The sequence below is a fragment of the Spongiibacter sp. genome, from assembly GCF_984394615.1.
This window is the reverse complement of sequence record NZ_CFHTQA010000015.1, coordinates 49,276-72,290: the sequence shown is the minus strand read 5'-3', so window position 1 is coordinate 72,290 and position 23,015 is coordinate 49,276. Positions and strand designations below refer to the sequence as shown.

20 protein-coding genes and 2 tRNA genes are annotated in these 23,015 nt (G+C 56.6%); 6 read left to right on the top strand and 16 right to left on the bottom strand.

Annotated elements, in window-relative coordinates:
- Positions 1-98: 98 nt before the first annotated feature.
- Positions 99-175, bottom strand: a tRNA-Val gene (locus AC5DB9_RS07960).
- 58 nt (positions 176-233) lie between these two features.
- Complete coding sequence (gene uvrB / locus AC5DB9_RS07955; RefSeq protein ID WP_272989417.1) at positions 234-2,261, bottom strand: excinuclease ABC subunit UvrB; 2,028 nt, start codon at positions 2,259-2,261, stop codon at positions 234-236.
- A gap of 196 nt (positions 2,262-2,457) precedes the next feature.
- Between uvrB and AC5DB9_RS07950 the strand changes: the two genes are divergently transcribed.
- Both AC5DB9_RS07950 and AC5DB9_RS07945 read left to right on the top strand, forming a co-directional pair.
- Positions 2,458-2,533 (top strand) — tRNA-Asn (locus AC5DB9_RS07950).
- Positions 2,534-2,658: 125 nt separating this feature from the next.
- Positions 2,659-2,988 carry a hypothetical protein gene (locus AC5DB9_RS07945; protein WP_272989414.1) on the top strand — a complete coding sequence of 110 codons (330 nt, stop codon included), beginning with the start codon at positions 2,659-2,661 and terminating at the stop codon, positions 2,986-2,988.
- A 26-nt stretch (positions 2,989-3,014) separates the two neighbouring features.
- Here the strand turns inward: AC5DB9_RS07945 and AC5DB9_RS07940 are convergent, their stop codons facing one another.
- The 14 genes from AC5DB9_RS07940 to gyrA all read right to left on the bottom strand — a co-directional run bounded on the left by AC5DB9_RS07940 (position 3,015) and on the right by gyrA (position 19,246).
- Complete coding sequence (locus AC5DB9_RS07940) at positions 3,015-4,787, bottom strand: SLC13 family permease (RefSeq protein WP_273009196.1); 1,773 nt, start codon at positions 4,785-4,787, stop codon at positions 3,015-3,017.
- A 2-nt stretch (positions 4,788-4,789) separates the two neighbouring features.
- A complete protein-coding gene (locus AC5DB9_RS07935; RefSeq protein WP_022959729.1) occupies positions 4,790-5,761 on the bottom strand; it encodes a hypothetical protein in 972 nt (323 codons plus the stop codon).
- Between the two features lie 40 nt (positions 5,762-5,801).
- Positions 5,802-6,503 (bottom strand): orotidine-5'-phosphate decarboxylase, encoded by a 702-nt coding sequence (gene pyrF / locus AC5DB9_RS07930; RefSeq protein WP_028968435.1) that lies wholly within the window; start codon positions 6,501-6,503, stop codon positions 5,802-5,804.
- 7 nt (positions 6,504-6,510) lie between these two features.
- Positions 6,511-7,671, bottom strand: coding sequence for a hypothetical protein (locus tag AC5DB9_RS07925; protein ID WP_272989407.1), 1,161 nt, complete (start codon positions 7,669-7,671; stop codon positions 6,511-6,513).
- Positions 7,672-7,676: 5 nt separating this feature from the next.
- Entirely contained in the window at positions 7,677-7,943 is a 267-nt protein-coding gene (locus tag AC5DB9_RS07920) for a lipopolysaccharide assembly protein LapA domain-containing protein (protein ID WP_272989405.1), read from the bottom strand.
- Positions 7,944-8,036: 93 nt separating this feature from the next.
- Positions 8,037-8,330: an integration host factor subunit beta gene (locus AC5DB9_RS07915; protein ID WP_022959733.1), complete on the bottom strand. Its 294-nt coding sequence runs from the start codon at positions 8,328-8,330 to the stop codon at positions 8,037-8,039.
- 103 nt (positions 8,331-8,433) lie between these two features.
- Positions 8,434-10,113, bottom strand: coding sequence for a 30S ribosomal protein S1 (rpsA, locus tag AC5DB9_RS07910; protein ID WP_022959734.1), 1,680 nt, complete (start codon positions 10,111-10,113; stop codon positions 8,434-8,436).
- A 144-nt stretch (positions 10,114-10,257) separates the two neighbouring features.
- On the bottom strand, positions 10,258-10,944 hold the full coding sequence (gene cmk, locus AC5DB9_RS07905) for a (d)CMP kinase (protein WP_022959735.1): 687 nt from the start codon (positions 10,942-10,944) through the stop codon (positions 10,258-10,260).
- On the bottom strand, positions 10,944-12,242 hold the full coding sequence (aroA, locus tag AC5DB9_RS07900) for a 3-phosphoshikimate 1-carboxyvinyltransferase (protein ID WP_272989397.1): 1,299 nt from the start codon (positions 12,240-12,242) through the stop codon (positions 10,944-10,946). Before aroA ends, cmk begins: the two co-directional genes overlap by 1 nt.
- Positions 12,243-12,265: 23 nt before the next feature.
- Positions 12,266-13,159, bottom strand: a complete 894-nt coding sequence (locus AC5DB9_RS07895) for a prephenate dehydrogenase/arogenate dehydrogenase family protein (RefSeq protein WP_273009198.1) — start codon at positions 13,157-13,159, stop codon at positions 12,266-12,268.
- The gene (gene hisC / locus AC5DB9_RS07890; protein ID WP_491732038.1) at positions 13,156-14,265 is read right to left on the bottom strand and encodes a histidinol-phosphate transaminase; all 1,110 of its coding nucleotides are present in this window, start codon (positions 14,263-14,265) and stop codon (positions 13,156-13,158) included. Before hisC ends, AC5DB9_RS07895 begins: the two co-directional genes overlap by 4 nt.
- A gap of 53 nt (positions 14,266-14,318) precedes the next feature.
- Positions 14,319-15,461 (bottom strand): prephenate dehydratase, encoded by a 1,143-nt coding sequence (gene pheA, locus AC5DB9_RS07885; protein WP_272990735.1) that lies wholly within the window; start codon positions 15,459-15,461, stop codon positions 14,319-14,321.
- A gap of 3 nt (positions 15,462-15,464) precedes the next feature.
- Positions 15,465-16,544, bottom strand: coding sequence for a 3-phosphoserine/phosphohydroxythreonine transaminase (serC, locus tag AC5DB9_RS07880; protein WP_273009200.1), 1,080 nt, complete (start codon positions 16,542-16,544; stop codon positions 15,465-15,467).
- Positions 16,545-16,606: 62 nt separating this feature from the next.
- Positions 16,607-19,246 (bottom strand): DNA gyrase subunit A, encoded by a 2,640-nt coding sequence (gene gyrA, locus AC5DB9_RS07875; RefSeq protein ID WP_272990742.1) that lies wholly within the window; start codon positions 19,244-19,246, stop codon positions 16,607-16,609.
- 281 nt (positions 19,247-19,527) lie between these two features.
- Between gyrA and AC5DB9_RS07870 the strand changes: the two genes are divergently transcribed.
- From AC5DB9_RS07870 to AC5DB9_RS07855, 4 genes are read left to right on the top strand one after another with little or no spacing between them, the layout of a single operon-like run.
- Positions 19,528-20,856 (top strand): TRZ/ATZ family hydrolase, encoded by a 1,329-nt coding sequence (locus AC5DB9_RS07870; protein ID WP_272990746.1) that lies wholly within the window; start codon positions 19,528-19,530, stop codon positions 20,854-20,856.
- A gap of 1 nt (position 20,857) precedes the next feature.
- Entirely contained in the window at positions 20,858-21,577 is a 720-nt protein-coding gene (gene ubiG, locus AC5DB9_RS07865; RefSeq protein WP_022959741.1) for a bifunctional 2-polyprenyl-6-hydroxyphenol methylase/3-demethylubiquinol 3-O-methyltransferase UbiG, read from the top strand.
- On the top strand, positions 21,577-22,248 hold the full coding sequence (locus AC5DB9_RS07860; protein WP_022959742.1) for an HAD-IA family hydrolase: 672 nt from the start codon (positions 21,577-21,579) through the stop codon (positions 22,246-22,248). The genes ubiG and AC5DB9_RS07860 overlap by 1 nt, the downstream gene beginning before the upstream one ends.
- Before the next feature lie 2 nt (positions 22,249-22,250).
- On the top strand, positions 22,251-23,015 hold the full coding sequence (locus AC5DB9_RS07855) for a YciK family oxidoreductase (RefSeq protein ID WP_272990749.1): 765 nt from the start codon (positions 22,251-22,253) through the stop codon (positions 23,013-23,015).

Sequence of the window (23,015 nt, the reverse complement as noted above, 5' to 3'; positions counted from 1 at the left end):
AGTGGTATCCATAAATAGGCCTCGTGGGTGTAAACCTATTTCAGGACGGGACACCTTAAATAAAAAAGCCCGCTGTATGCGGGCTTTTTTATAAATATTGGTACGACCGAGTGGACTCGAACCACCGACCCCCACCATGTCAAGGTGGTGCTCTAACCAACTGAGCTACGGTCGTACGAAAGAGCGGCGCATTATAAGCAGGCTGCCGGGCGATGACAAGCCTGCCCGACACATCAATTAATAAACATCCGTTCCTTGATTTCATGCAGTCGGTCACGCAGTTTGGCGGCCTCTTCAAACTCGAGATTTTTCGCGTGTTGCTGCATCTGCTGCTCCATGCTCTTCAGCAGTTTCGCCTGCTCGGCCGGCGACATGGCTTCGGCATCCAGCAGGTAATCGCCCGCGGGCTCTGCCACCTTGCGTTGCTCCCTGCCCCGCCTTCCTGACTTCGAGCCGGGCGCTGCAGCGGCCTCGAGAATATCTTCCACAGATTTGGTGACCCCCTTGGGCACAATCCCGTGCTCCTCGTTGAAGGCCATCTGTTTTTCCCGGCGGCGGTTGGTTTCGTCCAGGGCTCTCCGCATAGAGCCGGTAATATTGTCAGCGTAGAGAATCGCCTTGCCGTTCAGGTTTCTTGCGGCACGACCGATGGTCTGAATCAGCGAACGCTCGGAGCGCAGAAAACCCTCTTTGTCCGCATCGAGAATCGCCACCAGAGAAACCTCCGGCATATCCAAACCTTCCCGAAGGAGGTTAATCCCCACCAGCACATCGAATTTACCCAACCGGAGATCGCGGATAATCTCCACCCGCTCAACCGTATCGATGTCGGAGTGAAGGTAGCGACAGCGCACATGGTGCTCGTCCAGATACTCGGACAAATCCTCTGCCATGCGCTTGGTCAGCGTGGTGACCAACACCCGCTCGCCTTTCTCTACCCGCAGATTGACTTCCGACAACAAGTCGTCAACCTGCGTCGTTGCCGGTCGTACTTCCACCACCGGATCAACCAGTCCGGTAGGACGCACCACCTGCTCAACGACCCGAGCAGAATGTTCTTCTTCGTAGGGACCAGGGGTCGCGGAAACCAAAATAAGCTGCGGAACCAGTCGCTCCCATTCCTCAAAGCGCATCGGCCGGTTATCCAGCGCCGACGGCAAGCGAAAACCGTACTGCACCAGCGTTTCCTTTCGGGAGCGATCACCTTTGTACATCGCGCCAATCTGCGGGATGGTCACGTGGGACTCGTCGATCACCACCAGTGCATCCGGTGGCAGGTAGTCAAACAAGGTCGGCGGCGGCTCGCCGGGGTCGCGGCCCGACAGGTAGCGCGAGTAGTTTTCGATACCGTTGCAGTAACCCAGCTCGCGGATCATTTCCACATCGTAGCGGGTGCGCTGCTCCAGCCGTTGCGCCTCCACAAGCAAATCATTACCGCGCAACTGCTCAAGACGTTCCTTGAGCTCGTCCTCAATGTGGTCGACCGCCGCCAACAGCGTTTCGCGAGGCGTTACATAATGGCTTTTGGGATAGATCGTCACGCGGGGCAGCTTGCCGTAAGACTCGCCCGTCAGCGGGTCAAAACCGCTGATGGAATCGATCTCATCATCGAACAACTCGACGCGGATGGCATCTTTCTCGCTCTCCGCCGGGAAAATATCAATAACATCCCCTCGCACGCGATAGGTGCCGCGCTGAAACGCGATATCGTTGCGGGTGTATTGCAGCTCAGCCAGACGGCGCAGCAGCTTGCGCTGATCGATACGATCTCCGCGCACCAGATGCAGCACCATTTTGAAATACTGCTCAGGATCACCCAGACCGTAGATCGATGACACCGACGCCACGATGATCGCATCCGAGCGCTCCATCAGCGCCTTGGTCGCCGACAGTCGCATCTGCTCAATGTGATCGTTGATGGACGCGTCCTTCTCGATAAAGGTATCCGACGCGGGCACGTAGGCCTCGGGCTGATAGTAGTCGTAGTAGGAAACGAAATACTCTACCGCGTTATTGGGGAAGAACTCTTTGAACTCGCCATAGAGCTGCGCGGCCAAGGTCTTGTTCGGCGCCATCACAATGGTGGGACGCTGCAGGGCCTCAACCACATTGGCAATGGTGAAGGTTTTCCCCGATCCGGTGACCCCCAGCAGCGTCTGCGCATGCAGCCCCGCATTCACCCCTTCGACCAGCGCCTGAATGGCGCGAGGTTGGTCACCAGCAGCTTCGAATTTAGATACCACCTGAAACGGCTTGCCCATGACTCTCCCCGGCCCGAATTCCGAATGAAACGCCCAGTTTACACCAGTCTCTGGGCTACGCGGAAAAGCCCCGCCTCGATGCGCTAAGCTCAGGAAAAACCTGAAAAAAAGCCCTTTCAAAATTTTCTGGCCGAAAGGCTTGACGCCCCCGGCAATGCCCTTTAATATGCGCGGCCTCAGCTGTTGAGACAGCTATTCCGCCTTAGCTCAGTTGGTAGAGCAAATGACTGTTAATCATTGGGTCGCTGGTTCGAGCCCAGCAGGCGGAGCCAAATTCGAAAGGGCTACACCGAAAGGTGTGGCCCTTTTTTGTTGACCCATGTAAATCCTTGATCCCCTCTCCCAAGCAAACCCGCTACACTGTGGCTGTTACAACTCTGCTGCGAGAAACCCTCTGATGATTCGCTGGTTCGCCGCTGGGCTGTTGGTGATAAGCAGCGTCACTATGGCTGCGCCCTCCTTCAGTCCGGCCCACGAAAAAATGCTGAAGTATTTTGAAGCTCACCCGCAAGACGGTATCCAAAAGGCACTATGGCTTCGCCACAATGTCTTGGTACTCAGCGTTGATACTCGGCAGCACGATGCTGAAGCCCTAGCCAAGGCGGCCTGCAAGCGCTTACTGGAGAGTGGTTTCGCTGGCATGCAGGTGTCCGTCGACGTGATTGAGCACCGCGTGTTATTGCGGGCGAATCGCTTTGAGGAAGCCGAGCATCTCGCCTGCGAATAAGCTTCCTCCAGTGCCGCCAAATGCGATTAAAACGACCAGACTTGCGGTACGATCAGCACCGTAGCGACCCCTACCAATAGCGTCAGGGGCACACCCATTTTGAAGAAATCCGAGAAGCGGTAGTTACCCGGGCCGTAGACCATGAGATTGGTCTGGTAGCCAATCGGCGTGGCAAAACTGGCGGACGCCGCCATCATCAGGGTTACCGCAAAGGGCAGCATGTTGACGGCGAGCTGCTGACTGGCAGCCAATGCGATCGGGAAGACGATGACTGCCGCGGCAAGATTGGAAATGACCGCGGAGAACAAGGCGGTAACCACGAAAATCGCTGCCAGCGTTGCCATCGGTGAACCCGCTGCAATACTGACAACACCATCAGCAATGACCGACGCTGCACCGGTTTTTTCCAGTGCCGAGCCCAAGGCGATCGACGCCGCAATAACCAGAAGCACTTGCCAGTCGACACAGCGCCGCGCATCGCTGATGCGAATGCAGCGGGTAATCACCATCAACCCAGCGGCCAGAAAAGCGGCTTTCAGCATGGACAACCAGCCAAAGGCAACGCTCAACACCATCCCCAGCATAATCAGTGACGCACGCAGCCTATGCTCGTGACGAACAGGGCGCGAGTTCTCAATCGCACTAACCAGCAGGAAGTCTTTTGAGTAGCGCTGATTGCGCACAAAGTCTTCATGGGTTTCCAGAAGCAGGGTATCACCGGCCTCCAGCTCGATATCACCGAGCTTGCCTTTAATCTGCTTACCGTTCCGCGACACTGCAATAACAACCGCGCCATAGTGGTTCCTGAAGCGCATCTCCCGAACACGACGGCCGATTTGGGGGAAATTATGGGAGATCACCACTTCCACCAAACAACGGTTTAGGCTACCCGCTTCGAGCTTAAACACCTGTTTTTCGGCAAGTTTGAGGCCGTGAATATTTTTCAGGTCCACCACCGAACGTACATCACCGGCAAATACCAATTGGTCGTTATCACGCAATCGCTCGTTGGGTGACACCACGGTCATAACCTGTTGGTCGCGCACAATCTCGACCAGGAACATGCCAGGCAACTGACGAAGCCCGGCTTCTTCAATCGTCTGCCCTGCGACCGCGCTGCCCGGTTCAACTTTCATTTCCACAATATACTGGCGGGTGTCTTCAAAACGCTCTTCTGTACCGCTGTGACTGGGCAACAGCCAACGCGAGAACAACACCACGAAGACAATCACCATCAATGCGCAGGGAATGCCGACCCAGGCAAGATCGAACATCCCCAGCCCCTGGTCAGGCAGGTATTGCAGCAACATCCCGTTAACCACAAGGTTGGTACTGGTACCCACCAGCGTACAGGTACCACCGACAATGGCCGCATAGCTCAGCGGTATCATCAACTGCGAGGCGGACAGCTTGTTGCGCTTAGCCCAATCCCGCACGGCGGGAATCAGCATCGCCACTACAGGTGTGTTGTTGAGAATGCTGCTGAACAGGGCTACCGGCGCCATCAAGCGCAGCTGAGCAGAGTGAGGCGACTTTGGCCTACCGAGCAGGTTATTGGAGATCCAACTGACAACGCCCGTTTCCGACAACGCCTGAGCAACGACGAACAGTATACCCACCGTTATCATGCCCTCATTAGACATTCCCGCCAGCGCTTCTTTCGGCGTCAGGATGTCCAGCAATAGTAGGATAACCACGCCGCCGCACAAAACCATATCCGCGGGTCGCCGACTGAATACCAGAGCTAACAGGCAGCCGACGATCACGGCCAGCGTGATCCATGCATCGATGGTTAACATGTTCAGCGATTGAGCTCCCGATAGAAGGCTTCAAACTGCGCACTGAACTGCTCCAGACTGCCACCGGCCAGGTCGTTGATCCCTGCCGCCGCCGCACGACCACCGCCCGTCGGGAACTGGCGACAGAATTCATCAGCACCGCGTTTGTTATTAAGGGGAGCCCGAATGCTGACCAGGTAGTTGCCGTTAGCCTTTTCCGTCAACACAGCGTGAGCGCGATCGGGGTAGGCGTTGGCCAGATCGTTTCCGTACACACCGCTGACACGTCGAGCCCAGCGCTCATTGGGCAGAACATAGACCGCCACGGTATCCGAAGCGTGAACCGGCGGCAGTTTAGCCGCCGAACGCATATCGTTCTGATAACCGGCTTGAAGGGCCTCGAAGGTTTCAGCAGCCTCTTCCATGAACGTGAAGGGACTATCGAAATGCCGCATTTTTTCGAACAATTCTGTCGGTGTGAAATGCAGATCGTCCAGGCTGGCCCCATAGCCATTGTAGTTCAGGTAGATACCCAGATTTTCCAGCCGGGATATTTCGGACGCATCCAGGTCGCATTGCTTTGCGACGGTCTCCGCACTGGCGCGCAAATTGTCACCAAATGCACCCACGATGGCCCACTCGGCATAAGCCCCTTGCAAATGGCCATTCACCAACAGGCTGGTGCACACATCAGCAGCGGTATTGATACGACTGGTGAGCAAGGGATGGTCAGGGATATCACCGGCAAAATGGTGATCGACATAAAAGACTTCTGCGCCCGCCGCCAGAATACGGTTCAACGGCTCCGTATTTTTATCCATGGAGACATCCAATACGGTAACAACATCTCCCGATGCCGCCTGCACACGCTCAAGCAACGCGATGTCGCGTTTTACACCACTGACCAGCTCGCTGTCCTGAGGGCTAGCCAGGCGCAGTTGTATCAGCGCGCAAAGGCCATCCGCATCGCCATTGAAGACATCAATAAATGCCATGCATAAATCCTTATCTGTTATTCCTGATAGGCAGTGAGGACTAACAACCCAATGCCCGGTTAATACGATTCAGTGCCTCAAGCGGCTGCTCGGCACGACTAATGGGTCGCCCGATGACCAGATAGCTGCTACCCAATGCCATCGCCTGCTCGGGCGTTGCAATACGCTGCTGGTCGTCCTGCGCACTGTCTGCGGGGCGAATACCCGGAGTAACTAATAGAAAATTCTTACCGCGCTCAGCCCGGAGCACGGGGGCTTCCTGTGCAGAGCAAACCACACCATCCATGCCACTTTCTTCAGCCAGATGGGCGAGGTGGGATACCTGCTCGGCGGCGCTGCGCTGAATGCCCTGCTCGACAAGATCACTGTCCTGCATCGATGTCAGTACAGTCACCGCAATCAAGAGTGGCGCCTTGTCACCGAAAGGCCGCAGCGCCTCTCTGGCTGCACGCATCATTTTTGAGCCGCCGCTGGCATGAACATTCACCATCCACACGCCCTTTTCAGCCGCTACGCGAACCGCCGCTGCCACCGTGTTGGGAATGTCATGAAATTTGAGATCCAGAAAGACCTCGAAACCGCGCGCGTGCAACTGATCCAGCACTTGCGGGCCGAACAAGGTAAATAATTCCTTGCCGACTTTGACTCGACATGCCGCCGGGTCGAGCTGGTCCAGGAGTTGTGTCAATTCTTGCTGGGTGGCTACATCCAGGGCAACCACGACGGGAGAAGTCACAGACATCGGGTAATCAATCACCTTGTGTACTACGGATGGGCGCAATAGTACCCCACTGCTCACAGCTCGGACACAGCCAATGCAGTTTGCGGCCGGAAAAACCGCAGTGTCGGCAGTGATAGGTCGGGCGCTCGTCCCGCAATGTCGCCAGCGCGTCAACCAACGGCTGCAGTGAAGGCTGTGTCGACTCCAGCTTCAAGGCCGCTACCAGCAACCGCAATGTAGACCGGCGCGATATGGCCTCTCTGAGAACAACTTTGGCCGCCTCGGCATCGCGAACGGCGAGTTTTTCCGCCAAGGCAATTTCCGCAGTAGAACTTTGGGTATGCTCCGCCAAGTCCTTGAGGATTGCTATGTGGTCAACAGATTCGGGCAGCGCATCAAACACCTCGCCGAGCAAGGGCAGGATTTCCATTGTAAAAGCGGGCTGAGCTTTAGACAGACTTACCAGCATATTTAGACTGTAATCGGGTTGTTCAGCAAGATATCGTCGCGCCACTAACATCACTGCACGAAGATTTTCCGCATCCAACTCAACAGCCTTATGAAGCCAATCATCAACAGCCGTCGCCGCGCCTTGCCGAATAGCGTCTTCAGCCATGGCGCAGTAATAGTGGCTCAGCGCACGACTGATTTGCCCAACCTCTTCTGCTGAGTCACGACCACTAAAGGCCTTCAAGCGCTTACGGGCCACAGCCGCCGCTTTTTCCCAGCCCTTCTCTGCCTGATAAATTTGCTGCAACAGCGCCAGCGCCTCCGCATTGCTGTTGTCACTGATCATATCGCGGAGCATTGCTTCTGCGCGGTCATGCAGGCCCGCCGCTATATAATCTTTTACCAGTTCCAGATGCGCCTTCTGCCGACTTTTTTCAGGCAAGCCAGACCACGCCAACAAGTGTTGATGAATACGCGTGGCCGCCTCAAAATCGCCTTTGCCGCGCATCAGCCTGGCAAGACTGAGGTAAGTATCCAGCGTATCTTCGCCGACCGGTATCGACTCGATAACATGATCGAGCTCTGTGCCGGGCTGATCTCCGAGCAGAACACTCAGCCCCTGATAATAGACCGGCGATTCCGAGCTGGATAAAATCTCCTCACCACGGCTTCTCCTCCCCAACCACCAACCGAGCGCGATGGCAAGAATGAAGGTGCTGTAAGGTAGAAGATGCTCCATGGAAATCAGGCTTGCCGCTCCGGCGAAGCGCGCTTCACGTTGCGCAACAGTCTGAGCCGGGAAGCCTGGAGACGAATAAGAACGAAAGACGCGGAAAGCATGCCACAGAGGCCACCCACAAAAAATGACAGAATGACCCAAGTGGACAAACGCTGCTCAGGAAGCTCCGCAACAAGGACATTGAGGGACACCAAAGTGGTGTTTTCCATACTGAACAACAGCCCGAGCATGACAACTGCCATAACCAATAGCAGCAACAGCAGAGACTTCAACACGCGCATCCAGAAATCCTATCCATAAAAAAACGGCATGATCGAAGACCATACCGTTCTTGTTCGATAAAGACCAGCTACTGAGCAGGGTCTTTAATCGGTATTGAGACTCAGGTTCACTCGCTCGCGCAGCTCTTTACCAGGCTTAAAATGAGGAACGTACTTTCCGGGCAACTGAACTGTATCGCCAGTTTTGGGATTACGCCCCATACGCGGCTCGCGATAGTGCAGGGAAAAACTGCCAAATCCACGGATTTCGATGCGGCTACCCGTCGCCAAGACTTGAGACATATGCTCAATCATGGTTTTGACAGCTAACTCGATATCCTTGTGCGACAACTGCGGCTGACGTTCAGCCATCAGCTCAATCAACTCAGACTTGGTCATTGCTTAACCCCATCGACTCCAGCAACAAGCCTAGCTTAGCACTTTTTTGCTTGCAAGCCAGTTAGTTACGAACGCCCGCTTGAGCGCTCGTAACCGGCGAGTCTCAGTCTTTGTTTTCCATCTGAGCTTTGATCAGGTCACCGATGGTCGCCGGAGCGGCCGCTTCAGATTCCTTCTCGCGAAGGGCTTTCACCGCTTCTTTCTCGTCTTCCATGTCCTTGGCTTTGATAGACAGGCTCAGGCTGCGGTTTTTGCGATCAACGCTGATCACTTTGACCTCAACTTCTTCGCCTTCTTTCAGCACATTGCGCGCGTCTTCAACGCGGTCACGGCTGATTTCAGAAGCCTTCAGAACACCTTCAACTTCGTCAGCAAGCGTAATGATCGCTGCTTTGGCATCCACTTCCTTCACAACACCCGTTACGATGCTGCCGCGATCATTGACGGCCACATAGTCAGAGAACGGATCTTCTTCCAGTTGTTTGATACCCAGAGAGATGCGCTCACGCTCGGGGTCGATAGACAGGATAACAGTCTCGATCTCGTCGCCTTTCTTGAATTTGCGAACAGCATCTTCGCCGCTTTCATTCCAAGAAATGTCTGACAGGTGAACCAGACCGTCGATGTTGCCGTCCAGGCCGATGAAGATACCGAAGTCAGTGATCGACTTGATCGCACCGCTGATCTTGTCGCCCTTGGTGAACTGAGAACCGAAGGCATCCCAAGGATTCTGCTGGCACTGTTTGATACCCAGAGAAATACGACGACGCTCTTCGTCGATATCCAGAATCATCACTTCCACTTCGTCGCCAACTTGTACGACTTTAGAGGGGTGGATGTTCTTGTTGGTCCAATCCATTTCGGAAACGTGTACCAGACCTTCAACACCTTCTTCGATCTCAGCGAAGCAGCCGTAGTCAGTCAGGTTAGTCACTTTGGCTTTTACGCGGCTGTTCTCGGGGTAACGGGTTTTGATTGCCACCCAGGGATCTTCGCCCAGTTGCTTCAGGCCCAGTGAAACACGGTTGCGCTCACGGTCGAACTTCAGAATGCGAACGTCGATTTCGTCGCCAACATTCACAATTTCGCTCGGGTGCTTGATGCGCTTCCACGCCATGTCAGTGATGTGCAGCAGGCCGTCGATGCCACCCAGGTCTACGAATGCACCGTAGTCGGTCAGGTTCTTAACGATACCTTTAACAACCATGCCTTCTTGCAGAGATTCCAGCAGTGCTTCGCGCTCTTCGCTGTTAACACTTTCCAGAACCGCACGACGAGAAACAACAACGTTGTTGCGCTTCTGGTCCAGCTTGATCACTTTAAATTCGAGTTCTTTGCCTTCCAGGTGAGCAGTGTCACGTACCGGACGTACATCAACCAGCGAGCCGGGCAGGAACGCGCGAATGCTGTTGATATCGACGGTGAAACCACCCTTGACTTTGCCATTGATAATACCGGTAACGGTCTCTTCTGCCTCGTAGGCAGCTTCCAGAGCCGTCCAGGCTTCGGCGCGCTTTGCTTTCTCGCGAGACAGACGGGTTTCACCGAAACCGTCTTCAACAGACTCCAGGGCAACCTGAACTTCGTCGCCAACTTGCAGGGAGAATTCGCCACCTTCGGTGACAAACTGATCGCGGGGAATTACGCCTTCCGACTTCAGACCGGCGTGAACCGTCACCCAGTCGCTGTCGATGTCGATAACCACACCGGTCACAATTGAACCGGGCTTCATATCGATGGTTTTTAAACTTTCTTCAAACAGTTCAGCAAAGCTTTCGCTCATTAGTCATTACCTGAGAGTAGTAGTGGCGTTGCCACTATATCGCCGCATTACCAGCTAACGCGGGTCAGTTTTTTAAAGCCTCCCCCATGGCTAGCTGGTGTTGACACCATTCGGGGAAACCCTTTGAAAATCAATAACGTCGCTTCAGGACGCAACAAAGCGGGCCTTGGCTTGCGCCATTACCCGTTCAAACACATCTTGTATCCCGAGGTCGCTGCTGTCGATCAGCAGGGCATCGTCCGCTGCCTTTAACGGCGCGTGCTGCCGCTCCGAATCACGCTTGTCGCGGGCCCGGATCTCCTCTAAAAGGGCCGCGAGGTTAACACTATCGCCCTTTTCTTTCAACTGCATGAAACGACGACGGGCCCGCTCTTCGGCGCTGGCGGTCAAAAACACCTTTAGGGGCGCGTCAGGGAAAACCACCGTGCCCATGTCGCGACCGTCGGCCACCAGGCCCGGTAATTGGGCAAAATCGCGCTGGCGCTGCAACAGCGCTTCGCGTACCGCTGGCAGAACTGCAACCCGCGATGCCAACATGCCGGTTGTTTCAGTGCGCAGTTCACCACTCACATCAACGCCATCCAGCATTACTCGACTGGGTTCGCCCTGCTGACCGGGCAGAAAGGCCACATCAAGGTCAGCAGCCAACGCCGCCACTGCCGCCTCGTCACCAAAATCCAGCCGGCGCTTATCGGCGGCCATGCCTACTAATCGGTACAGTGCACCGCTGTCCAGAAGGTGCCAGCCCAGCTCAAGGGCCAGCATCTGACAGAGGGTGCCCTTACCTGAACCACTGGGGCCATCAATACAGATGACAGGAGCCACAGCCATCAGCGAACCTCCAGGCGCATGCCTGCGCGCTGGGCCAGCTCCACAAAATTGGGAAATGAGGTAGCAACATTGTCGCAATCTTCAATATGGATACTGTCTGTCGCGCGCAGCGCCGCCACAGCAAAGGACATCGCAATGCGGTGATCGTGGTGGCTGTTAACGCGACCGCCCGTTATCTGGCCACCATCAATGATGATGCCGTCTTCCGTCGCCTCGGCCTGAATACCCATGCTAGCCAAGCCATCGGCCATTACCTGAATACGATCGCTTTCTTTAACACGCAGCTCTTCAGCGCCACGCAGCACGGTACGCCCTTCGGCGCAGGCCGCCGCCACAAATAACACCGGAAATTCATCAATCGCCAGAGGCACCTGATCTTCGGGGATATCAATGCCCTTCAGCGGCGCATAGCGTATGCGAATGTCCGCCACGGGCTCACCACCTACATCGCGCTCGTTCAGCAGCTCAATGCTGCCGCCCATCGCGCGCAGAATATTGACCACACCAATGCGTGTGGGGTTGATACCCACATGTTCCAGAGTCAGGTCGGCACCCGGCGTGATGCTGGCCGCCACCATGAAAAAAGCCGCCGAAGAAATATCTGCCGGCACATCGATGTGAACCGCCGTCATGCGGTGGCCACCCTCAAGGCTGGCGGTCGCGCCATCCACCTTAACGGGGTAGCCAAAGCCTCTTAACATACGCTCACTGTGGTCGCGGGTAGGTGCAGGTTCGGTAGTACGCGTTTGCCCCTCAGCATAGAGCCCCGCCAGCAGTACACAGGACTTGACCTGTGCACTGGCCATCGGCAGCACATAGTCAATGCCGTGCAAGGCTTGGCCGCCGCGAATAATCATCGGCGGGCGACCGCCCTCTTGAGTTTCAACCTTCGCACCCATTGCCCGCAGGGGCACGGCTACGCGCTCCATCGGCCGCTTGCTGAGAGACACGTCACCTGTAAGTACCGTATCAAAGGCCTGTCCGGCCAACAGTCCCGCCAGCAGGCGCATAGACGTGCCGGAGTTGCCGACGTACAACTCCCCGGTCGGGGCTTTCAAGCCGTCGCGACCGACGCCGTGGATACTGACCTTGCCATTATCTGGACCATCGATTTGCACCCCCATGGCACGAAATGCTTTGATGGTCGACAGTGCATCTTCCCCTTCGAGAAAGCCTTCAACGGTGGTAACACCATCGGCAATCGCCCCAAACATAATACAGCGATGAGAAATCGACTTATCGCCAGGAACACGCAAAGTCCCACAAACGCTGCCACCAGGCTGAGCTATAAATTCCACGTTTTACTCTCTATATCCGTAATTCAGTCAGATGACGGTTTACGTCCCGCTTTATATTGTCCGAGAAAGTGCTCATCCCTCGCCTGCTTCGCGCGGGCAAACACTTGCTTGATGGCCGGCCCATCACCATCGGCAATTAGCTGCCGTACGGTCTGCAGGTGCCCGGCGAAATTATCCAGCCCATCCAGAATAGCTTGCTGGTTGGCCAGTACGATGTCATGCCACATGGTCGGATCACTGGAGGCAATCCGGGTAAAATCCCGAAAGCCACCCGCCGCAAAGCGGAAAATATCCGCCGCCCGGCCATTGGCAGCCAGCGCATCGACCAACGTATAGGCCAATACATGAGGGAGGTGACTGGTGGCCGCCAACACGGCGTCGTGCTCATCGACCGCCATATCCACGACCTCGGCACCAGCCGCTTCCCACATTTGGCGCACAGTATTTACCGCTTCGACATCATTCCCTGGCAGGGGAGTAAGGATCACACGGTGATCCACAAACAGATCAGTCTTGGCGGCCTCGACGCCACTCTGCTCAGAGCCCGCAATAGGATGCCCTAACACCAGTCTCGGGGGCAGTACGTCAAAAACCGATTCGGCTGCGCGCAGCATATTCCCTTTTACACTGGCCACATCCGTAACAATCATCCGCTCATCAATCAACGGAGCAAGATCCGCCAAAACCTGCTCGGCCACCAGCGTTGGGGTGGCAACCAGCACAATATCTGCGCCAGCGACCGCTTCGGCAAGATCCAGCGTCCAGTGGTCGATAACTCCCAGCGCCAAGCCCTTTTCCAAGGAGGCACTGCGGCGACCGGTGGCCCACACTTCGCCCACCGCCGATTTGGCTTTGAGCGCCTTGGCCAGCGACCCGCCCATCAAGCCGAGACCGATAATCGTCAATTTGCCAATCATGACAGTTCGTCCAATACCTCTCTCAGGGCACGAAGAAAGCGCTGATTTTCCGCTTCCAGACCAATCGTCACCCGCAGATGACGCGGCATCCCATATACCCCGATAGGCCTCACGATAATGCCCTTGCGCAGCAGGCTACCGTAGTACGGCATAGCCTCACCGGGCATTTCCACCGTCAGGAAGTTACCTGCCGATTCAATATACGGCAGCCCGAGCTCGTCAAAACCCCGACGCAATTGCAGCATGCCCGAGGTATTTACCTCGCGACTGCGACGCAGATAGACCTCGTCGCCCAGCGCAGCGATGGCCGCTGTCATCGCAGGCATACTCACGTTGAATGGTGCACGCACGCGGTTGAGCAGATCGGCTATATCCGGATGACTGACCGAGTAGCCGATACGCAGACCGGCCAGCCCGTAAGCCTTCGAGAAGGTGCGCGTCACCACCAGATTCGGGTAATCCGCCAGCATGGCAATGCTGTCCGGGTAGCCGGGCTCGGCGGCGTATTCGGCATAGGCTTCATCCAGCACCACGACAACGCTTTCGGGCACTCTGGCCATAAAGCTGCGCAGCGCCGACTCGCTCAACCAGGTTCCGGTAGGATTGTTGGGGTTGGCAATAAAGACCAGACGCGTACTGTCCTCGATCGCCGCCGCCATGGCATCCAGATCATTACCCCAGTCTTTGGCAGGCGTCACGATGGCTCGTGCACCGGCGGCCTGCACCGCAATGGGATACACCACAAAGGCATACTGGGAAAACACGGCACTGCTGTCGGAATCAAGAAATACCCGGCCCAGCAGGTCCAGCACGTCATTAGAGCCATTACCCAGCGTCAACTGCCCCGCCTCAACACCCAACACAGTACTCAGTGCGTCTTTCAGAGCAAAGCCACCCGCGTCTGGATAGAGATGCAATTGCTTGGCAGCTGCCTGATATGCTGCCAGCGCGGAAGCCGGCGGCCCCAGCGGGTTTTCATTACTCGCCAGTTTGACCACATCGCTCAAGCCCAGCTCACGCTCCAGCTCTTCAATGGGTTTACCCGCCTGATATGGCTGTAAGCCCTGAATGCCCTCATTGGCCAGAGCTATAAAATCGCACGTCATGTTTGCCTCTCAAAATAACAGCAGAAACGGCTCCGGCGTCCGCCTGTCACGCCTTACAGCGCGGCCTTGGGATAGGAGCCGAGAATCTTGCACATCACGGTCTGCTGAGAAATGGTGTCGAGAATCGACGCTATCTTGGCATCCTGCTGGTGCCCTTCAAATTCAATGAAGAACACATACGTCCAGGTTTCTGTTCGGGAAGGCCGGGTATCGATGCGAGTCAGCATGACATTGTTCTGCTCGAAGGGCTCCAGCAATTTGAACAACGCACCGGGACGGTTGTGAGCCGAGACCACAATAGAGGTCTTATCGCGACCACTGGGCGCCACGTCCTCACGACCGATAACCAGGAAGCGGGTGGTGTTATCTGGCTGATCTTCAATATCCACCGCCAGTTTATTCAGTCCGTATTGCTGCGCCGCCAAATCCCCCGCGATGGCCGCGACGCCGGGATCGGTGCTCGCCATGCGTGCGGCTTCACCATTGCTGCTGACCGCGACCCGCTCCACATTGGGGAAATTGGCATCCAGCCAGCGGCGGCTCTGGGCCAATGCCTGCTGGTGCGCACAGATACGCTTGATATCTCCAGCCTCGCCATTGGCGACCAAAAGATTCAAGCGCACCCGAAGTTCCACTTCGCCGCAGATTTTCAGCGACGAGTTCATAAAGGCATCAAGGGTGTGGGACACCATACCCTCAGTGGAGTTTTCCACCGGCACCACACCGTAATGACACTGACCGGACTCCACCTGAGCAAAGACGCTATCGATGGTAGTCTGCGGCACACTGATCACCGCGTGGCCAAAATGCTTAAGCGCCGCCGCTTGGGTGAACGTCCCCTCCGGCCCCAGGTAGGCGACCTCCATGGGCTTCTCAAGCGCCAGGCAGGCAGACATGATCTCGCGAAAGATATAGGCGACGGTGTCGTCGGCCAGCGGCCCTTGATTCGCCGCCTTAACCCGCGCCAACACCTGTGCTTCGCGTTCCGGACGGTAGAACAGCAGTTGCTGAGCACTGCTGTTACCTTCACCCGACTCAAACTTCTGCGCCTCTTCAAACTCCCGGAGCTTGACCTGGGCAACCTGCTGGGCGCAGCGGGCACGACGATTCAACAGCTCGTGAATCTGGCTGTCGATACTGTCGATCGCCTGCCGTAAATCGCTCAGATTTACCGGCTTATCGCTTGAATCGCTCATCGCTTAGCCATTGCCCTTCGCGAAATCTTTCATGTAGTCGATCAGCGCATCCACCGCGGCCTCAGGCACGGCGTTGTAGATGCTGGCACGCATACCACCCACGGAGCGGTGACCTTTGAGGTTCAGCAGGCCCGCCTCATCGGCGCCCGCCAGAAAAGCTTTATCCAAACTGCTATCGGCCAGCACGAAAGGAATATTCATCAGCGAGCGGCTGGCCACTTCAACGGGGTTGCTGTAGAAACCGCTGGCATCAATATAGCCGTACAGTTTTTCCGCTTTGCGACGGTTGGTCTGCTCCACCGCATTCAGACCACCCTGCGCTTTCAGCCACTTAAACACCAAACCTGACAAGTACCAGGCCAGCGTTGGCGGCGTGTTGTACATGGAGTCATTATCCGCGGCGGTCTTGTAGTCGAGCATCGTCGGCGTGGCCGCTCGCGCTTTGCCCAACAGATCTTTGCGAACGATGACGATGGTCAGACCCGCAGGTCCAATGTTTTTCTGGGCGCCGGCATAGATCACACCGAACTTATTTACATCAATCGGGCGCGACAGGATGGTAGAGGACATGTCGGCCACCAGCGGCGCATTCACCTCAGGCGTCCAGAAAAACTCAACGCCGCCAATGGTTTCATTGGGGGTGTAGTGCAGATAGGCCGCATTGTCACTGAGCTGCCAGCTGTCAAAAGCCGGAATGCTGGAAAAGTTGCTGTCCTCGGAACTGGCCACCACATTTACATTGGCGTAGCGCCCGGCTTCTTTGATCGCCTTTTTCGACCATTGCCCGGTATTGACGTAGTCCACAACATCGCCGTCTTCGGCCAGATTCAGCGGCACTGACGCAAACTGCGTACTGGCGCCACCCTGCAGAAACAGAACGGCATAGTCATCGCTGATACCCAGCAGCTCACGCAGATCCGCTTCAGCTTCATTGGCAATGCCTACCATCTCGTCGGAACGATGGCTCATCTCCATCACTGACAGGCCACGGCCCCGCCAATCCAGCAGTTCTTCCTGAGCCTGACGAAGTACGGCTTCGGGAATCGCTGCCGGTCCTGCGCAAAAATTGTAGACACGCGCCATGATCTGTTCTGCTCCAATCCTGTTGTTTCAATTACGGTGTATAAAATAATGACCGGTCACATTTACTCTGCGACCGGGCTGTCTCCGGCTTCGCCAGCACTATCAGCGTCTGTCGGCGCAACGGTATCTGCCGCTAGAGCGTCGTCCCCGTCCTCGCCAACCACACTGTCGGCATCCTGCTCAGCGACCCGCTGAACACCTACCAGGCGTTCATCTTCGCGCAGGCGAATGACTTTAACGCCCTGAGTGTTGCGGCTCAGCAGCGAAATCTCATCGGTGCGCGTGCGCACCAGGGTGCCCTGATCCGTAATCAGCATCAGGTCGTCGCCATCGAATACCTGCACCGCACCGATCAGTGCGCCGTTGCGTTCACTCATGGTCATGGCGATAACGCCGCGGTTGCCGCGCCCTTTACAGGGATACTCTTCAACATCTGTGCGCTTGCCGTAGCCATTTTCCGACACGGTCAGCACCCGGCCATTTTCCTGAGGGATGATCATCGAGATGACCTGCTGATCGTCGTCCATGCGTACACCGCGCACACCGCGAGCAGTACGACCCATGGCACGTACATCACCCTCGGCAAAGCGCGCCGCTTTACCACCGCTGGTCAGCAGCATAACGTCGTTGCCACCGTCGGTAATCGCGGTACCGATCAGCACATCACCTTCATCCAGGTCCAGTGCTATCAGCCCTACGCTGCGCGGCCGCGAGAAGGCCTCCAGCGGCGTCTTCTTCACCGTGCCATTGGCCGTCGCCATGAAGATGAAGTAGCCCTCGGTGTACTCATGTACCGTCAAAATTGAGGTAATGCGTTCGTCTTCACCCAGTGGCAACAGGTTGACCATGGGGCGTCCGCGGGAGTTACGCCCCGCTACCGGAATCTGATACACCTTCAACCAATACACTTTGCCGATGTTGCTGAAGCACAGAATCGTGTCGTGGGTATTGGCAACCAGCAGGTGCTCAACAAAGTCCTCTTCTTTTACTGCGGTCGCGGATTTACCCATGCCACCGCGGCGCTGGGCCGCGTAGGCATCTAGCGGCTGCGACTTGGCATACCCGCTGTGAGAAATGGTGACGACACGCTCTTCTTCGGGAATCAGGTCTTCGTGGGTCAGGTCCAGCTGCGACGCCACAATTTCAGTGCGACGGTCATCACCGAAGTCAGCAACCACCTGATTCAGCTCACCGCGAATTACGTCCAGCAGCACATCCGGGTTAGCCAGAATGTTCAAGTACTCGGCGATTTCAGCCAGTTTTTCCTGATACTCGGCCAGCAGTTTCTCATGCTCGAGTCCGGTCAGCTTTTGCAGACGCAGATCCAGAATTGCCTGAACCTGGGCCGGTGACAGCCAGTACTTGCCATCGCGCACGCCGAACTGGGCTTCCAGATCGTCCGGGCGGCAGGCATCCTCGCCCGCTCGCTCCAGCATGCCGCTGACTTCGCCGAGACCCCAGCCTCGTGAAATCAGATTATCTTTAGCTTCCTGAGTCGTCGCCGACGCCTTGATGGTGGCAATCACCTCATCAATGTTGGAAATGGCAACTGCCAGACCTTCCAGCACGTGGCCGCGCTCGCGGGCCTTGCGCAGCAGGTAAACGGTACGGCGAGTCACTACCTCACGGCGGTGACGGATAAAGTATTCCAGCAGTTCTTTGAGATTGAGGATACGCGGCTGATTATCAACCAGCGCGACAATATTGATACCGAAGACGTTTTGAAGTTGCGTCTGGGCGTAGAGGTTATTGAGCACCACTTCGCCTGATTCACCGCGCTTCATCTCGATCACCACACGCAAGCCATCTTTGTCAGACTCGTCGCGCAGCTCAGCAATACCCTCTATCTTCTTATCTTTCACCAGCTCGGCGATCTTTTCGATCAGCCGGGCCTTGTTCACCTGATACGGCAGTTCGGTAACAACAATGGTGTCTTTGTTGGTCTTTTCATTGCTGATGACCTCGGCGCGGGCGCGAACATAAATGCGGCCACGGCCTGTCTTATAGGCCTCAACAATACCGGCGCGACCATTGATAATCGCTGCCGTGGGGAAGTCCGGCCCTGGAATATGCTCCATCAATTCTTCGACGGTGATATCCGAATTATCCAGCAGCGCCAGACAGCCGTTCACCACTTCCGTCAGGTTGTGGGGTGGCACATTGGTGGCCATGCCTACGGCGATACCGGAAGAACCATTTACCAACAAGCTGGGAATTTTAGTCGGCAGCACGGCCGGAATTTTCTCGGTGCCATCGTAGTTGGGCACCCAGTCGACCGTTTCCTTGTCGAGGTCCGCCAGCATCTCGTGGGAGATTTTCTGCATGCGAATCTCGGTGTAACGCATGGCCGCCGCGTTGTCACCATCGATGGAGCCAAAGTTACCCTGACCATCAACCAACATGTAGCGCATGGAGAAAGGCTGAGCCATACGAACAATGGTGTCGTAAACCGCTGAATCACCATGCGGGTGATATTTACCGATAACATCACCGACAACACGCGCCGACTTCTTGTACGCCTTGTTCCAGTCATTACTCAGTTCGCTCATGGCAAACAGAACCCGGCGGTGAACCGGCTTGAGGCCGTCGCGCACATCGGGCAGCGCCCGACCGACGATAACGCTCATGGCGTAATCCAGATAGGACTGCTTCAGTTCGTCCTCAATATTGACCGGCAGTATTTCTTTTGCGTTGTCAGCCATGAATAGCAAGCATCCTTATTTTATGCGCCTGCGGCCAACACCTGTGCTGACCTGTCCCGGCGCTTTTTTCCACCACAATCACACCACCCGAGAGAGGCGACAGGGAGCGGGAACAAAGCGGCAATATTAGCATATTTCAATGACGCATAGACAGCTCGATATCGCCGAAAATCCTTGCACTATCCCGACAACAGCCTTGCAGAACAGGTATACTTGCGCCGCTGTCCGGCCGATATCCAGGCCCCGCGCAACAACTGACCGACAACCACGACGGGATACGCATGAACCGCGCTGATCATACCGATATCGACACACTGCTCTTTCCCCGCTGGATACTGCCGATGACCGAAGGCTGCCCGGTACTGGAAGGCCACGCCCTTGCTATTCGCGACGGCATGATCGACGCCATCCTGCCAGCTGATGAGGCCCGAAGGCTCAACACAAAGGAGCACGTCGAGCTCCCCGAACACGCGCTTATGCCTGGCCTGATCAATGCCCACGGCCACTCTGCCATGAGCCTGTTTCGCGGCATGGCCGATGACCAACCGCTGCACACCTGGCTGAATGACCACATCTGGCCCGCAGAAGGCCGCTGGGTGAGCGAAGAATTTGTGCGCGATGGCAGCGCACTGGCCATTGCTGAAATGCTGCGTGGCGGCACCACGACCTTCAGCGATATGTACTTCTTCCCGGAAGTCACCGCCGACGTCGCCCGTCGCGCCGGCATTCGCGCCCAGCTCAGCTTTCCTATTTTTGATTTCCCCAGCGCCTGGGGCAGCGGTCCGGAGGAGTATTTCCGCAAGGGCCTCGCTCTGCGCGACACCTACAAGCACAGCGATACGATTTTCGTTGCCTTCGGCCCCCACGCCCCCTACACGGTCGGCGACGACGCCTTGGGCAAAGTGGCAATGTTTGCCGAGGAGCTGGATGCGCCGATTCAGATTCACCTGCAGGAAACCGCCCAGGAAGTCGACGACGCGGTAAAACAGACCGGCCTCCGCCCCATTGAGCGCCTTGCCAAGCTGGGCATTCTCGGGCCGCGTACCCAGTGCGTCCACCTGGCCTGCTTGAGTGAGGACGATATCGCTTTATTGGCGCAGCACCGCAGCCACGCCATCCATTGTCCGGAGTCCAATCTGAAACTTGCGAGCGGGTTTTCGCCTGTCGAAGCCATGCGTGCCGCGGGGGTCAATGTGGCACTAGGCACTGATGGCGCCGCGAGCAATAACGATCTGGACCTATTCGGCGAGTTACGTACTGCTGCTCTGTTGGGCAAGGCCGTTGCCAGTAATGCCGCCGCCGTGCCCGACCACTACGCCTTGAGCATGGCGACAATCAATGGCGCCCGGGCGCTGGGCATCGACCACCTGGTCGGCAGTCTCGAAGCCGGCAAACAGGCCGATGTCATTGCCATCGACTTATCCGATCTCGCCCAGCAGCCCGTATACACACCGGTATCGCAACTGGTGTACACCCAAATCAGCCACCGCGTGCAGCACAGCTGGATCAAGGGCCGACGAATACTGGATAATGGCGCGCTGACCACGCTGGACAGCCGCGAACTTATTGAAAAAGCGCAGTACTGGCGCCGCAAAATCAGTGGAGAGTAAGATGCAGACATCCCCGCAACACGGCAATGTCGACCCCGCAGAAATCGCCAAGTTTGAAGAGCTGGCCCATCGCTGGTGGGACCGCAACAGCGAATTCAAACCCCTGCACGACATCAACCCCCTGCGCGTGAACTACATCGACGAGCGCTCGCCACTCGCAGAAAAACGTGTCGTCGATATCGGCTGCGGCGGCGGTATTCTGTCTGAAGCCATGGCCCTGCGCGGCGCCAAGGTCACCGGCATCGACATGGGCGAGGAGCCGCTCAATGTGGCTCGCCTGCATCAACTGGAGTCAGGCGCCAAGGTCGACTACTTCCAGACCACCGCCGAGGAGCTGGCCGACGATCAGCCGGGCTACTACGACGTGGTCACCTGCCTGGAAATGCTGGAACACGTCCCAAACCCGGCGTCCGTCATTCGCGCCTGCGCTAAACTCTGCAAACCCGGCGGCCACCTGTATTTTTCCACCATCAACCGCAATCCCAAGGCTTTTGCCCTGAGCATCGTTGGCGCCGAATATATCCTGGGCCTGCTGCCAAAAGGCACCCACGAATACGGCAAATTTATCCGCCCGGCAGAATTGGCAGAGTGGCTGCGCGAAAACGAGCTGCAGCTGCAGCATATGACCGGTCTGACTTACAACCCGCTGTTCAAACGTTACCGCCTGAACGAGCGCGATGTGGATGTGAACTACATGGTTCATGTCACCAAGCCGCTGTGATGCTGAAAGCGGTTCTTTTCGATCTGGACGGCACGCTGCTGGACACAGCCGCTGACTTCACGCGAGTACTGAACAGCCTGCTGAGCGAGCACGGCCTTCCGCTGCAACACTATGACGCCGTTCGCCACCGGGTATCGGACGGCGCCCGCGCGGTGGTCAACCTCGGTTTTTCACTGACGCCGGAACATCCTGACTTTGACGGCCTGTTGAACGCCTTCCTTGATCGCTACGAACAGGCACTGTCAGAACAGACCTCGCTGTTCCCCGGCATGGATGAGCAGTTACAGGCGCTGGAAGCCCGCGATATTGCCTGGGGCATTGTTACCAACAAACCCGAGCGCTTTACCACTCCCCTGCTGGAGCAACTCGGCCTGACCGAACGCTGTGCCACCGCGATCTGCCCCGACCACGTGCGGGAACGCAAACCCGCCGCCGAGCCAATACTGCTGGCCTGCGCCCAGCTTGGCATCCGCGCCGACGAAGCCGTTTACGTGGGCGACCACCGTCGCGATATCGAGGCAGGACAAAATGCACAGATGCCCACCATTGCCTGTCGCTACGGCTATGTGTCGGAGGGCGAAACCCCCGAAGACTGGAACCCCGATCGTATTATCGACACCCCGCAGGGGCTGCTTGCCGCCCTTCGCGATCTCCAACTGCTAGAGGACTGACCGTGCCACAACGCCTGCCCGCTGACTTTCATGCCAACCCGGATTGTCTGAAAAACAAGGTCATTCTGGTTACCGGCGCCGGCGACGGTATCGGCCGCGCTGCCGCCATCAGCTTTGCCCGGCACGGCGCGACAGTGATCTTGCTCGGTCGCACGACCGAAAAGCTGGAAGCGGTGTACGATGAAATCGTCGCCGCAGGCGATCCCGAGCCCGCCATTTTCCCGATGAATATGCAGGGCGCCAGTCAGACCGACTACGAGCAGTTGGCCGAGGCACTGGAAAATGCATTTGGCAAACTCGACGGCTTGCTGCACAACGCCAGCCTTCTGGGGCAGCGCCGCACACTGGCACAAACCACGCTGGATAGCTGGCAGGACGTGCTGCAGGTCAACGTGACCGGCGCGTTTTTGATGACACAGGCGTTACTGCCACTGTTGGCGGCCGCGGACGGTGCATCGCTGGTTTTCACCTCATCCAGCGTTGGTCGCAAAGGCCGCGCATTTTGGGGAGCCTACTCAGTATCGAAGTTTGCCACCGAGGCAATGATGGATATTTTTGCCGATGAAGAATTTGAGCTGAACAAGGTACGAGTCAACAGCATCAATCCCGGTGCCACCAACACCGTTATGCGCCGCACGGCCTATCCCGGCGAAGACCCCGGCAGCAACCCCGATCCCGAGGCCATTATGCCGCTTTATCTATACCTGATGAGCGATGTCAGCAAGGCGGTAAACGGTCAACAATTCGACGCTCAGCCCAAAGACTGA

Bases quoted from the DNA above. Each gene is read 5' to 3' on its own strand.
- uvrB (WP_272989417.1), bottom strand. From the start codon at position 2,261: ATGGGCAAGCCGTTTCAGGTGGTATCTAAATTCGAAGCTGCTGGTGAC.
- AC5DB9_RS07945 (WP_272989414.1), top strand. From the start codon at position 2,659: ATGATTCGCTGGTTCGCCGCTGGGCTGTTGGTGATAAGCAGCGTCACT.
- AC5DB9_RS07940 (WP_273009196.1), bottom strand. From the start codon at position 4,787: ATGTTAACCATCGATGCATGGATCACGCTGGCCGTGATCGTCGGCTGC.
- AC5DB9_RS07935 (WP_022959729.1), bottom strand. From the start codon at position 5,761: ATGGCATTTATTGATGTCTTCAATGGCGATGCGGATGGCCTTTGCGCG.
- pyrF (WP_028968435.1), bottom strand. From the start codon at position 6,503: ATGTCTGTGACTTCTCCCGTCGTGGTTGCCCTGGATGTAGCCACCCAG.
- AC5DB9_RS07925 (WP_272989407.1), bottom strand. From the start codon at position 7,671: ATGGAGCATCTTCTACCTTACAGCACCTTCATTCTTGCCATCGCGCTC.
- AC5DB9_RS07915 (WP_022959733.1), bottom strand. From the start codon at position 8,330: ATGACCAAGTCTGAGTTGATTGAGCTGATGGCTGAACGTCAGCCGCAG.
- rpsA (WP_022959734.1), bottom strand. From the start codon at position 10,113: ATGAGCGAAAGCTTTGCTGAACTGTTTGAAGAAAGTTTAAAAACCATC.
- cmk (WP_022959735.1), bottom strand. From the start codon at position 10,944: ATGGCTGTGGCTCCTGTCATCTGTATTGATGGCCCCAGTGGTTCAGGT.
- AC5DB9_RS07895 (WP_273009198.1), bottom strand. From the start codon at position 13,159: ATGATTGGCAAATTGACGATTATCGGTCTCGGCTTGATGGGCGGGTCG.
- hisC (WP_491732038.1), bottom strand. From the start codon at position 14,265: ATGACGTGCGATTTTATAGCTCTGGCCAATGAGGGCATTCAGGGCTTA.
- pheA (WP_272990735.1), bottom strand. From the start codon at position 15,461: ATGAGCGATTCAAGCGATAAGCCGGTAAATCTGAGCGATTTACGGCAG.
- serC (WP_273009200.1), bottom strand. From the start codon at position 16,544: ATGGCGCGTGTCTACAATTTTTGCGCAGGACCGGCAGCGATTCCCGAA.
- gyrA (WP_272990742.1), bottom strand. From the start codon at position 19,246: ATGGCTGACAACGCAAAAGAAATACTGCCGGTCAATATTGAGGACGAA.
- AC5DB9_RS07870 (WP_272990746.1), top strand. From the start codon at position 19,528: ATGAACCGCGCTGATCATACCGATATCGACACACTGCTCTTTCCCCGC.
- ubiG (WP_022959741.1), top strand. From the start codon at position 20,858: ATGCAGACATCCCCGCAACACGGCAATGTCGACCCCGCAGAAATCGCC.
- AC5DB9_RS07860 (WP_022959742.1), top strand. From the start codon at position 21,577: ATGCTGAAAGCGGTTCTTTTCGATCTGGACGGCACGCTGCTGGACACA.